Annotated in this window: 9 protein-coding genes; 8 read left to right on the top strand and 1 reads right to left on the bottom strand. The window is 45.3% G+C overall.

Annotated features, from left to right (window positions below; all coding sequences use genetic code 11):
- The first annotated feature begins 62 nt into the window (after positions 1–62).
- The 7 genes from DWX23_RS17425 to DWX23_RS17395 all read left to right on the top strand — a co-directional run bounded on the left by DWX23_RS17425 (position 63) and on the right by DWX23_RS17395 (position 10,137).
- Positions 63–1,652 (top strand): peptidylprolyl isomerase, encoded by a 1,590-nt coding sequence (locus DWX23_RS17425; protein WP_122375397.1) that lies wholly within the window; start codon positions 63–65, stop codon positions 1,650–1,652.
- Between the two features lie 13 nt (positions 1,653–1,665).
- Complete coding sequence (locus DWX23_RS17420) at positions 1,666–2,520, top strand: peptidyl-prolyl cis-trans isomerase (RefSeq protein WP_122354275.1); 855 nt, start codon at positions 1,666–1,668, stop codon at positions 2,518–2,520.
- 21 nt (positions 2,521–2,541) lie between these two features.
- On the top strand, positions 2,542–3,912 hold the full coding sequence (locus DWX23_RS17415; protein ID WP_122375396.1) for a peptidylprolyl isomerase: 1,371 nt from the start codon (positions 2,542–2,544) through the stop codon (positions 3,910–3,912).
- Positions 3,909–5,654: an OstA-like protein gene (locus tag DWX23_RS17410; protein ID WP_122375395.1), complete on the top strand. Its 1,746-nt coding sequence runs from the start codon at positions 3,909–3,911 to the stop codon at positions 5,652–5,654. Before DWX23_RS17415 ends, DWX23_RS17410 begins: the two co-directional genes overlap by 4 nt.
- Positions 5,655–5,679: 25 nt before the next feature.
- Positions 5,680–5,985 carry a hypothetical protein gene (locus DWX23_RS17405; protein ID WP_122375394.1) on the top strand — a complete coding sequence of 102 codons (306 nt, stop codon included), beginning with the start codon at positions 5,680–5,682 and terminating at the stop codon, positions 5,983–5,985.
- Positions 5,982–7,889 (top strand): DNA mismatch repair endonuclease MutL, encoded by a 1,908-nt coding sequence (mutL, locus tag DWX23_RS17400; RefSeq protein ID WP_122375456.1) that lies wholly within the window; start codon positions 5,982–5,984, stop codon positions 7,887–7,889. The genes DWX23_RS17405 and mutL overlap by 4 nt, the downstream gene beginning before the upstream one ends.
- Positions 7,890–8,031: 142 nt before the next feature.
- Complete coding sequence (locus DWX23_RS17395) at positions 8,032–10,137, top strand: hypothetical protein (RefSeq protein ID WP_122375393.1); 2,106 nt, start codon at positions 8,032–8,034, stop codon at positions 10,135–10,137.
- Between the two features lie 86 nt (positions 10,138–10,223).
- Here DWX23_RS17395 and DWX23_RS17390 read toward each other — a convergent pair whose 3' ends face one another.
- A complete protein-coding gene (locus tag DWX23_RS17390; protein ID WP_255419760.1) occupies positions 10,224–10,802 on the bottom strand; it encodes an HU family DNA-binding protein in 579 nt (192 codons plus the stop codon).
- Between the two features lie 334 nt (positions 10,803–11,136).
- Between DWX23_RS17390 and DWX23_RS17385 the strand changes: the two genes are divergently transcribed.
- Positions 11,137–12,417 carry a VapE domain-containing protein gene (locus DWX23_RS17385; protein ID WP_233587650.1) on the top strand — a complete coding sequence of 427 codons (1,281 nt, stop codon included), beginning with the start codon at positions 11,137–11,139 and terminating at the stop codon, positions 12,415–12,417.
- Positions 12,418–12,679: the final 262 nt, after the last annotated feature.

Below are 12,679 nucleotides of genomic sequence, written 5' to 3'. Positions count from 1 at the left end.
TAGCATACTTTTTGGGGATGCTATCCGTTAGATTAGTGTTATTTTTGTAATGTGTACGTAGTATGATAAACGGATTTTTGATGAAAAAGTTACTTGTATTATCTTTATTATTCGCTTGTTTAACCGGAGAAGCCGCTAATAAGGCCGACTCTGTAGTAATGACTGTGGCAGGAAAACAGGTTCTCTTGGACGAATTTGTTTTTATGGCGCGGAAGAATGGTGAAGTTAATTTATCTGATCGTAAATCGTTGGAAAATTATGTGGAGTTATATAAGAACTTCAAATTGAAAGTGGCAGCTGCAGAAGCAGAAGGTCTCGACAAAACGAAAGAGTTTACCGACGAGCTGGAAGGATACCGCGCTCAGTTGACATCGAGTTACTTATCGGATAAGGAAGGGGAAGATGCTGCTGTCCGTGCAGAATACGATCGCCTGGGAGAGGTGCTGGAATTAAGCCACATTCTCTTTCGTCTGCCCGAGAAAACGGTTTCGAAAGATACGGTTGCCGTTTACGAGAGGGCGATGAAGGCTTATGAACGTATAAAAAACGGAGAAGATATAGCCGCTGTCGGCCAGGAACTTACCAAGCTGGATTCAACAAAGCAGACCGGGTACGAGTATGCGCGTTGCCTGTTGCCTATGCAGACGATAAAAGCATTTGAAAATCAGGCATACGCTATGAAGCCGGGTGAGTTATCCATGCCCGTTCGTACTACTTTGGGATTTCATATCATCAAATTACATAGCCGCAAACCCAATCCCGGAATGCGCCACGTTGCCCATATTCTGATCCCGTTCCAGAAAGACTCTGTCACCCGTAGCGATAGCGAAACGCTTGCTCTGGCTGAAGAGGTTTATCAGAAAGTACAGAATGGTGCTGATTTCGGGGAGCTGGCAGAGGAAAATTCTTCGGATGGTGCTTCTGCACGGAAGGGGGGAGAATTACCCTGGTTCGGTGTCGGAGAGATGGTCGAACCGTTTGAGAAAGCCGCCTTTGCTCTGAATACTCCGGGCGAGTTGTCTAAACCTGTTAAAACACGTTTCGGCTATCATATCATCAAACTGATCGGCAAAAGCGGAATACCCTCTTTTGAAGAAAAGAAAAAATCCTGGTCACGTCTGATGGCACAGGGAGAACGTAATTTTGAATATTATAAGGCGTTCGACGAACGGATGAAAAAAGAATACGGGTATGTATTCTATCCGGAAGCTTATGACGAACTGGTTGCTTTGTGCAATGATCATTTTCCGACCGATAAGGAATTCTATGAAAAGGCTAAGGATATGAATAAGACGCTGATCCATCTGGTGGATACGGATTTTCCGCAGAGCGAATTTGCCTATTATATCCAGCGTTGTCCGTTCTCGACAAAAACGTATGCCGGTGATTTTATGCAGGAGGTATTCGATTTGTTCGTACGCGATATTGTAACTACGTCAGAACGCAAAAATCTTATCACGAAGCATCCTGAATTTACACATCTCATGCAGGAATATCGTGATGGCATCCTGTTGTTCAATATCAGTAACCGGCAAGTCTGGAGTAAACCTGCCGCCGAGCAACTTGAGTTGGAAAAAGCCTGGTTGAAGGAGTTGAACAAGGAATATCCTGTTACGATTAATTGGAAATTGTTGAAAAAACTAAAGAAATAAGAAAGAGAAGGTTATGAAGTATTGCTTCATTTTTATAGCATTCGTATCTTTGCTGTGTTCTTGTAAACGGACCCAGCCTACCGATGATGCGGATGTGCTGGTAAGAGTGAAGGACCGGACGTTGAAACGTTCGGAAGTGGTTAGTCTGATTCCGCGGGGGGCGTCCTCTGCGGATAGTTTGTTGTTAGCCGAAAGCTTTGTAAAAAAGTGGGTCAAGGATGCACTGGTTTACGAAGTTGCCCAGCGGAACCTGGGAAACGAAAAGGAAGAGGTCGACAAGCTGGTAGAAGAATACCGCCATTCGCTGGTCCGTTACCGGTATCAGGAGCGCCTGATCAAAGAAAAGTTGTCGGCTGATATCCGCGAAAGCGATAAGCTGAACTATTATGAAGAGAATCAGAAAAAGTTTACACTCGACAAAGCCCTGATCAAAGGACTTTTCCTGAAAATACCGGTGGATGCTCCCGGTTTATCGGATGTAAAGGGGTGGTACAAATCGACTTCTGAGGCTTCTTTGGAAAAAATTGAGAAGTATAGTGTGCAGAATGCCGCTATTTATGACTACTTTTACGACAAATGGGTGGATTTTGACGAGGTGATGGATAATATCCCCGTTCATGTATCCAATCCGAATGCTTATCTGAAGGCGAACAAGTTCGTGGAAGTGGCCGATAGTAGTTATTGCTATCTGCTGAATATCAAGGAGTATCTTTCGGAAGGGAGTGTGGCTCCGTATGATTATGCAAGTTCGCAGATCACAGAGATGTTGATCAATCAGCGGAAAGTGGATTTTTTGAAGACGTTTGAAGAAGAGTTATATAAAGATGGAATCAGAGGAGGTGATGTAAAGTTTTATACGGAACCGTAATTTGTAACTTATAAAGGTAATATGATGAAAAAGATTTTAACTGTATTCTTTCTTGCCTGCTTATCTTGTGTGGCAATGGCACAGGATAAGGATAATGTGATTGATGAGATAGTGTGGGTGGTAGGAGATGATGCTATTTTACGTTCGGACGTAGAAGCGAGACGTTTGTTTATGCAGAACGAAGGACAGCGTCTGGATGGCGATCCCTATTGTGCGATTCCTGAGCAGATGGCAATACAGAAATTGTACCTGAACCAGGCGAAGATCGATAGTATCGAGGCCAGTGAAAGCCAGGTGATACAACAGGCCGACCAGTGGATAAACTGGGCGATCAACCAGATCGGATCGAGGGAAAAGCTAGAGGAATATTACGGAAAGAAGGTTTCGCAGATCAGAGACGAGCAAAAGGAACAGTTCCGCGAACAGCAGATCGTATCGGAAATGCAGCGTAACCTGATCGGTGAGATCAAACTGACTCCTTCCGAGATCCGTAAGTTCTATAACCAGTTGGCGAAAGACAGCCTGCCGACTATCCCGACAACGGTGGAAGTGCAGATCATTACGTTTGAACCGAAGATTCCGTTCGATGTAACCGATGCCATCAAAGCCCGTCTGCGCGATTTTACTGAACAGATCAATAGCGGTAAGATGGAGTTTTCCACATTGGCCCGTTTATATTCGGAAGACCCTGCCTCTGCACCCCGTGGTGGTGAAATGGGATTTATGAGTAAGACAGACCTGGTGCCCGAGTTTGCAAATGTGGCATTCAACCTGTCTGACCCGAAACGTGTGTCGCAAGTCGTTCAGACTGAATATGGATACCATATCATCCAGTTGATCGAAAAACGTGGTAACCGTATCAATTGCCGCCATATTCTGTTAAGGCCGAAAGTATCTGAAAAGGAACTGACAGAGGCCACAGTGCGTATGGATTCCCTGTATACGGATCTGAAAGCCGACAAATTCTCGTTCGAGGAAGCCGCTACATTCGTTTCCTATGATAAAGACACCCGTAACAACAAGGGATTGATGGTTAATCAGAACCATGAAGGAAATAATTACGGTACTCCGAAGTTTGAAATGCAGGAACTTCCCCAGGAAGTAGGTAAGATTGTATATGATATGCAGGTGGGTGACATCTCCAAGCCATTTACCATGATTACCGACAAACAAAAGGAAGTGGTTGCTATCGTGAAACTGAAATCCCGTACAGAACAGCATAAGGCAAATCTTTCTGATGACTTCCAGGCAATGAAGAATTTGGTGGAACAACAGAAAAGAGAAGAGTTATTGGACGAGTGGATCAAGAAAAAGCAAAAGTCAACCTATGTACGTATTGCCGAAGGATGGCGTAATTGCGATTTCAAGTATCCGGGTTGGGTGAAAGAATGAAAATTGTAAACAAGTTTTTTCTTACAGGACTATTCTGTCTGCTGACGGTTTGTGTATTTGCACAAACGCAGGATTCTATTCTCGTCAGGCAGGATTCGGTATCTGCTAAAGCTAAGGTCGTTAAACAGGATACGATCCCCGTTAAGGTGGATACTGCGACTGTTGAACCGCAGAAAAAGATACAGCCTGTAATGAAACAGGATACTATCTCCCGTCAGGGAGAGACACTTACCGCCGATACGGTTACACCTCAAAAAACATTGGTGTATCTGATCCATGCCAACACCTTGTCTTTTGATAAGGAAGTCAAGGCGGATGCCCAGTTTTTGCGGGGAGATGTCGTTTTCCGGCATGACAGTTCATACATGTATTGCGACAGTGCTTACTTTTTTGAGACGACCAACTCGTTGGAAGCTTTCAGCAATGTGCGGATGGAGCAGGGGGATACCTTGTTCGTGTATGGAAATTACCTGTTTTATGACGGGAATACGCAGATCGCTTATCTGCGGGAAAATGTTCGTATGGAGAACGGGCAGGTGACGCTTTTTACCGATAGCTTGAACTATGAACGTATTCCTGATATCGGTTATTATTTCGACGGAGGTCTGATCGTTGACTCCCTGAACCAGTTGTCTTCTTTCTACGGACAATATTCTCCGGGAACGAAGCTGGCTATTTTTAATGATAGCGTACGTCTGGAAAATCCGAATTTCACGCTTTATTCGGATACGCTTCATTACGATACGGAGTCGAAGATCGCAACTATATTGGGACCTTCCATTATTGTATCCGACAGCGGAACGATCCATTCTTCCCGTGGATGGTATAATACGGAGACGAATACCGCTTTGTTGTTGGACCAGTCTGAAGTCTATTCGGGCAACAGGGTCCTGATCGGTGATTCTATTTCGTATGATAAGGATGCCGGTTTTGGTGAGGCATTCGGGAATATGTGTCTGCGTGATACGGCCCAGAAAGTGACGCTGGAGGGCCAGTACGGTTTTTATAATGAACGGACGGAGTATGCTTTTGCTACCGACAGTGCACGTTTCCTGGAATATTCACAGGGAGATACATTGTATCTGCATGCCGATACACTCGAGATGATGACGATCGATTCGACCGCCCGTGAGATAAAAGCTTTTTATGGTGTACGTTTTTATCGTACCGATATGCAAGGTGTTTGTGATTCCATGCAATTTAATTCGCGTGATTCTATATTATATATGTATAAGGATCCGATTCTATGGAATGAGCAATATCAGATATCCGGCGATACGATCGTTATTTATATGAATGACAGTACGATCGATTATGCACATGTGATCCAGTATGCGTTTGCGGTGCAGCATCTCGATTCGTCTTATTATAATCAATTGAAAGGAAATGACCTGAAAGCTTATTTTGAAGGTCAGGCTGTCCGGCAGATCGATGTCGAAGGGAATGCGGAATCTATCTTCTACCCGCTGGATAATGGGGCGATGATCGGTTTGAATGAGACCAAGAGCGGATTCCTGACAATCTGGGTGAAAGAGAATGCGCTTGAGCGGTTGAAGATATGGCCCAGTCCGCAGGGAAGTCTTACCCCGATACCCGACTTAAAGCCGGAACAGAAAACGCTGAAGGATTTTTATTGGTTTGATTACCTGCGTCCGAAAAACAAAGATGATATTTATCAGGTGATGAGAAAGAAGGTTGAAGACGCCCCGGTTCGAAGCAATAAGTTTAAACATGAGCAATAGCATTAATTATTAAATTTATTAAGTCATGGCACTTTTCTCATTTTATAATACACGTAAGCCCCGGCAGTTCAATCATAAGCCGATCTATTGGGATCCCCATAAAGAGGCGATGGAGGAACGCATGCGTAAAATTAAGCGCGAGATGGGAATGGAGGAACCGCTGGAAGATTATAAGCCGCAGATTAAAGGTACTTTCGTTGAAGGTACTTCCCATCTGAAAAAAAGCCTTGACAGAGGCGACGATGCACGAAGCCGTAAATATAAGAGTGTTAAACTGGTCTTAGCCATTGCTATCCTCGGGGCATTACTTTGGTTTTTATTTTGGTCATGAGCGATATAATTCATTTACTCCCCGATAGTATAGCCAACCAGATAGCGGCCGGTGAAGTTATTCAGCGTCCTGCTTCCGTCGTAAAGGAGCTGGTTGAGAATGCGATCGACGCAGGTGCCGGTCATATCCAGGTGAACATAAAAGATGCCGGCCGTACATTGATCCAGGTGGTCGATGACGGGAAAGGTATGTCCGAAACGGATGCCCGTATGGCGTTCGAACGGCATGCGACTTCCAAGATATCTTCGGCCGAAGACCTCTTTTCTCTTCATACCATGGGATTTCGCGGAGAAGCATTGGCTTCTATTGCTGCGGTAGCCCATGTGGAATTGCGTACACGTCTGAAAGGAACTGAACTGGGCACGAAACTATCTATCGCCGGATCTACCCTGGAGGATATAGAGCCGGATGCCTGTACCGAGGGTAGTATCTTTTCGATCAAGAATCTGTTTTTTAATGTACCAGCCCGCCGTAAATTCCTGAAATCGAATGAGACGGAGTTTCGCAATATTATCAACGAATTCGAACGGATCGCGTTGGTCAATCCGCAGGTTGGTTTGGTACTGAACCATAATGATACGGAAATATTTAATTTGCCGGAGTCAGGTCTGCGCCAGCGTATCATCAATGTATATGGCAAAAACCTGAACCAGAAGTTGCTTTCTGTGGATGCACAAAGCTCGCTGGTTACTATTTCCGGTTTCGTAGGCCGTCCCGATTCCGCCAAGAAGCGGGGGGCGCTGCAATACTTTTTTGTGAACGGTCGCTTCATGAAGCATCCCTATTTCCATAAGGCTGTTATGCAGGCTTATGAACAGTTGATCCCTCCCGGCGAACAACCCAACTATTTTATCTATTTCACGCTTGATCCTTCTACGATCGATGTAAATATCCATCCGACCAAAACCGAGATTAAATTTGAAAATGAGCAGCCTATCTGGCAGATCCTGATGGCGGCCACCCGTGAGGCACTTGCCAAATCGAGTGCTATTCCTACCATTGATTTTGACGTGGAAGATGCGATAGATATTCCTGTCTATAATCCTATCAAGGAGACTGATAGCTTTAAAGCTCCTACCGTGCAGCTCGATTCGGGATATAACCCGTTCAAGTCGACGGCTACTCCGTCTTCTTATTCTCCTTCATCGTCATCGGCTTCGTCCTCTTCGTCTTCCCGGAAGTCGGAGTTCGACTGGTCCCAACTCTACCAGGGTTTTGAGAGTGATCGGGATGCCGTGCGTAAAGATCTGGAGATGATGGGAGAGGTGATCGATACAGAGGCAAATGCTATGCCGGAACCGGTTCAGCCGTCTTCAGGTGGCGAGGCCTTGTTTGCCGACACGATTACTCCTTGTTACCAGTACAAAGGCCGTTACATCATTACTTCGTTAAAGTCTGGATTGGCCTTGATCGATCAGTACCGGGCACATGTCCGTATTTTGTTCGACCAGTATCTGAATAATATGCGGCAGCAGAAAGGGGCATCTCAGCAAGTACTTTTCCCGGAAATAATCGAATTTACAGCAGCTGAAGCAGCCGTATTACCCGCTTTGCTGGAGGATATGCGTTTTATCGGTTTTGAATTGTCAAACCTGGGAAATAACAGCTATGCAGTTAACGGATTGCCGTCCGGATTGGAAAATGTGGATCAGGTGGTGCTGATAAAGGATATTGTGAACCGGGCGATCGAGACCGGTTGTGAGGTGCATGAAGAGATTTGCGAATCAATCGCATTGTCTCTGGCTAAAGCAGCCGCCATACGTCCGGGTAAAAGCTTGTCGGCAGATGAAATGGATCATCTGATCGCTACCTTATTCTCCTGTCCTGACTCCAATCTGACACCGGATGGAAAGACGATCATTTCCCTGCTGACCGACGAAGAATTGGAGAAACGGTTCAGATAACTAAATAATATAGTATATTGCTTGTCTGATATTTCAGGGGATGAGTGAGTTCTTTTATATATATTCGGAAAGTATCCGATGCATAATTTGATGAAGTAGGTGTAACTAGTATAAATCCGACTTATTATTAAATTAATTCTCAATGAAAAAACTGATTAGTGTTCTTATTTGTGTTTTGTTTGCAAGTGCAGGCATAAGCGGTCAGATGAAGATCGACCGCAAGGCTGTTGTTGACAGGCATCGTATCGTGACAACGAAGACCGATCCCCGGAGTCCGGCTCAGGTAGGTAACGGAGAGTTTGCCTTTTCTGTGGATATTACCGGGTTACAGACTTTTGTTCCTTTCAATACGATGTCGCAGTGGAGTTGGCATAGTTTTCCTTTGCCGGAGGGGTGTAAGGTGGAGGATTTTAAAAGGCTTACGATGGATACGCATGGAAGGGATGTCCCTTATGAACTTCCAAATCCCGAACAACCGGAACTTTCGGCGTGGCTGGCAGGAAATCCGCACCGTTTTAACCTCGGACGTATCGGGTTGAAACTGACAAAGCCGGATGGAACGGCGGTGACTGAAGCCGATCTGTCGGATACCCGCCAGGAGGTGGACTTGTGGACAGGCATTATTCACAGTCAGTTTAAGTTGGATGGCATTCCCGTTTCAGTCAAAACAGCTTGTCATCCGACATCGGATGCGGTAGGTGTTTCTGTGGAAAGTCCTCTGATCCGTAAAGGGCAATTGACCGTATTTCTTGAATTTCCGTATCCCGTAAAATCCGAGTTTCAGGACTATTTGGGAACCAACGACCAAGCGGAGAGGCATCAGACCGTTCTTAAAGAACAAGCGAAGGACCGTGTACTGATTGCCAGGCAGATCGACGACACCCATTATTATACTACACTGAGATGGACATCTCCGGCCCGCCTGCAACAGGAAGCCGGGGATACTCCCCATCATTTTGAACTCTGCCCCGAAAATACCGACCGTCTGGACTTTTCCTGTCTTTATTCCCGTGAAGAGGAAAAAGGAGCTCCGGCGGCTGACCGGATATTCGGAGAAAGTACTGCAGGTTGGAAATCTTTCTGGGAGTCGGGAGCGGCAATCGACCTGTCCGCCAGTAAAGATCCCCGCTGGAAAGAATTGGAGAGAAGGATCGTATTGTCCCAGTTCGTAATGAAGATAAATGAGGCAGGTTCGCTTCCTCCTCAGGAAAGCGGACTGGTCAATAACGGTTGGTACGGTCGTTTCCATTTTGAAATGATTTGGTGGCATGGTGTCCATTATGCGTTATGGAACCGTTGGGACTTGCTGGATAAATCGCTTTCCGTTTACCGCGATTATTTGCCGACTTCTGTAGAGAGGGCTAAAAGACAGGGTTATCAGGGTGCCCGTTGGCCGAAATGTACGGCAGATTTCGATCGTGAATGGCCTAACCTGATCCATGCGACACTGATCTGGCAACAACCTCATCCGATTTATTTTGCAGAGTTGGATTATAGATTGCATCCTACCCGGGAAACCCTGGAGAAATGGAAACAGGTTATTTTCGGTACGGCTGATTTTATGGCCGATTATGCTTTCTATGTGAAAGATCGGGATCAGTATGTCTTAGGTCCTCCTGTATTTATCGTTTCTGAAAATACAAAGCCTGAAGAAACGATGAATCCGGCCTTTGAACTGAGTTATTGGAAATTCGGTTTACGGGTAGCTAACGAATGGCGTAAACGTCTTTCACTTCCGGTAGAGGAAAACTGGAAGCGGGTCGAAGAAAAACTATCTCCGCTGCCGGTTGAAGACGGTGTATATGTGACCCATGAAGGTATTCAGGATATGTGGACCAAATATTCTTTTGAGCATCCGGCATTGATCGGAACCTATGGCATGCTGCCGGGAGACGGAGTCGATATACCGGTCATGGACAAGACATTATCCAAGGTTCATAATACCTGGAAATTGCATGATACGTGGGGATGGGATTTCCCGATGCTCGCCATGTGTGCGGCTCGTTTATCTCATCCGGATAAAGCGATTGATTACCTGCTGAATTACCCGGCTTTCGATTTTGACGAACATGGTCTTGTCGGAGGAGGCAGGGCACCTTTCCCTTATTTCCCCGGAAACGGTGGATTGCTCACGGCTATCGCTATGATGGCAGGCGGATGGGATGGTTGCCCGGCTATGAAGGCACCGGGTTTTCCTCAGGATGGTTCGTGGACTGTAAAATATGAAGGCTTTAATAAATCACTGTAAGTAGATACGGAGTTTGTCCTTTCAGGTTTCAGCCACCTTTCAGCCTTGTAAAACAAACGGTTTGGCTGAAGGGTGGCTGATTTGCCTTATTTTCTGTAATTTCCCGGTACCGGAGCATAAACCGGGAATTTGTGTAGCCCTTCTTTCTTCAATTTCCCCTCTTTTACCAATTCGGCCAGGCGGCGATTGGCTGTCCCTTTTGTGAATCCGCAGAGTTGCTGGAATTCCTGACGGGCGATCGATTCGTGAGTAGAGTAATAGCGGGTCAATAATTCGTCTATCTCTGCTGCCGAGCGGTTCTTCGAATGCTTTTTATAGACCGCCCTGACGAACCGGGTGGTGCTCAATTCTTTTTTCAACCCTATTTCCGGACGAAACGCCACCGACTTGAACTGGATGGATTCGGCGCGTATCTCCTTCGGATCTTTTATCGCAGGACATTGCAAAGTCATATCAAGATACCCCAGTCCCTTGATATGTATCCTGTTCCCTTCTTTCAGGTTACGAATAATCATTTTACTTAGCATGGTTATTGTTGCTTCCACATCACCGGTGGTCAGGCTGCTGGCATCGTGTATTTCTTCTGCAAGCATATCTGAGTCGACTGTGCCTCTCGGCACGATACGGGCGTGTAAGCGCGGTTTTCGATTGCTTCCTTTCGGTATGGGATTTTTTTAGAAGTCGTATTCTGCTGACATATTCTTACTGTATTAATGAATAATTCCTATCTGAATGCTTACTTATTTATCGTTTGACAATTATAAAGCGATCTTTTCACAATTGTAGATCGATTATTTGACAACTGTAAAACTTTCGTCCCACAATTGTCGAACGCTTACTGTTTCCTTACAAAAGTAACAGTTCTATATGACTTCTGCAATACTTGTTACCGACTTTTCCGGTAGATGAGATTGTAAGAAAATAGTTGCCTGTAAATTTGTAAAACCTTGATATACGGTAGTATATTCGTGGAAAACAACTAAATTAATCTATATGTATATGCTGAAAAAAATGATTGAAAAATGGTTTCGTCTGTTCATTGGACGGATGCTTGCCGGGAAAAATGATGTGGCGGAAACTATGTCGGAGAAAATATCTTCAAAGCAGCTTACTACATCCCTTAAGAAAGACGGTTCTATGCAAAAAGGGACCGGCATGATGGTCTGTATGGAGCAGTTTTTGGAAGAACAGTATGATTTTCGTTTCAACATGCTGACGGAAGAGACGGAATACAGGAAGCGGAACGTTCCTTCGGTTGGTTTCCACCCTGTAGGACAGCGCGAATTAAACAGTTTCTGTATCGAAGCGCGAAAAAACGGAATCGATTGCTGGGACAGGGATGTGTCGCGCTATGTGTTATCGGATAGTATTTCTGAATATCATCCGTTCCGTTTGTTTATGGAAGAATTGCCGGAATGGGACGGGACAGACCGGGTCATACCTTTGGCACGCCGGGTCTCATCGGACGGGTTGTGGGTGAGAGGGTTTCGCCGTTGGTTGCTGGGGATGGCGGCACAATGGCTGGGAACAGACCGCTTGCATTCGAACAGCGTTTCGCCGGTGTTGGTCAGCCGCGTGCAAGGTCGGCAAAAGTCTACTTTTTGTAAATTATTATTGCCCGGTGAGTTGAAACGATATTATACGGATTGTTTCGATTTGACGGCTCAATCTGCAGCCGAACGCAAACTGACTGAGTTCGGTTTGATCAATATGGATGAGTTCGATAAATTCACTTCCCGTAAGATGGCTTTGTTGAAGAATCTGATGCAGGTGGTCGATCCGTGTATTCGTAAGGCACATCAGAAAAGTTACCGTTCCTTGCCTCGCGTCGCTTCTTTTATTGCTACATCCAACCAGAAAGAGCTACTGACCGACCCGACCGGTAGCCGGCGTTTCCTTTGTGTGGAGATAGAACATAAAATTGATTGTTCTGCCATTGATTATCGCCAGCTTTATGCGCAACTGAAAGCAGAGTTGGCAGCAGGCGAACGCTATTGGTTCACTTCCGAAGAGGAGGTGGAGATCATGACGGCCAATGAGGCGTTTTATAAGCATCCGGTGGAAGAGGAGGTGTTCAAATCTTGTTTCCGTCCTGCCGGATATGGCGAGAAGGCGTTGATGTTATCTGCCGCGGAGATTTTCCTGCGATTGAAAAAGCACAATCCGGCAGCGATGCGTTCGGTATCGGCAGGTAATTTCGGAAAGCTTCTTTCTTCCCTGGGAATTGAACGGAAACATACTGAAAACGGTAATTTGTATCTGGTGGTAGCACAGGGGTAAAAGGCGTTTTTGGGGGTGAAAAAAGACAAATTAACATTTCTCCTCAAAAAGAGAGGAAATGCTCTTTGACGGAGAGTAAAACGGTATTAATCCATCTTTCAGTTTTATGGGCTGACAATCAGTGTGGTAAGTTGGCTGAAACCTGAAAGGTTGATTGTGTTATTATATATGTACACGTACATTAATCTATATCTATACTTCAATTTAACATTTGGGTGGATTTAGAAAAATGCGAAAGTAATAATCTGATATCCAGAATATA

It is taken from the genome of Parabacteroides sp. AF18-52, from assembly GCF_003479145.1.
Classification (GTDB): domain Bacteria; phylum Bacteroidota; class Bacteroidia; order Bacteroidales; family Tannerellaceae; genus Parabacteroides; species Parabacteroides faecis.
The sequence above is the reverse complement of the archived record's forward strand: the minus strand, read 5'-3'. Positions and strand labels throughout refer to the sequence as shown.

Coding starts and splice junctions, on each gene's coding strand:
- mutL (WP_122375456.1), top strand. CDS start 5,982: ATGAGCGATATAATTCATTTACTCCCCGATAGTATAGCCAACCAGATA.
- DWX23_RS17425 (WP_122375397.1), top strand. CDS start 63: ATGATAAACGGATTTTTGATGAAAAAGTTACTTGTATTATCTTTATTA.
- DWX23_RS17415 (WP_122375396.1), top strand. CDS start 2,542: ATGATGAAAAAGATTTTAACTGTATTCTTTCTTGCCTGCTTATCTTGT.
- DWX23_RS17420 (WP_122354275.1), top strand. CDS start 1,666: ATGAAGTATTGCTTCATTTTTATAGCATTCGTATCTTTGCTGTGTTCT.
- DWX23_RS17405 (WP_122375394.1), top strand. CDS start 5,680: ATGGCACTTTTCTCATTTTATAATACACGTAAGCCCCGGCAGTTCAAT.
- DWX23_RS17410 (WP_122375395.1), top strand. CDS start 3,909: ATGAAAATTGTAAACAAGTTTTTTCTTACAGGACTATTCTGTCTGCTG.
- DWX23_RS17385 (WP_233587650.1), top strand. CDS start 11,137: ATGCTGAAAAAAATGATTGAAAAATGGTTTCGTCTGTTCATTGGACGG.
- DWX23_RS17395 (WP_122375393.1), top strand. CDS start 8,032: ATGAAAAAACTGATTAGTGTTCTTATTTGTGTTTTGTTTGCAAGTGCA.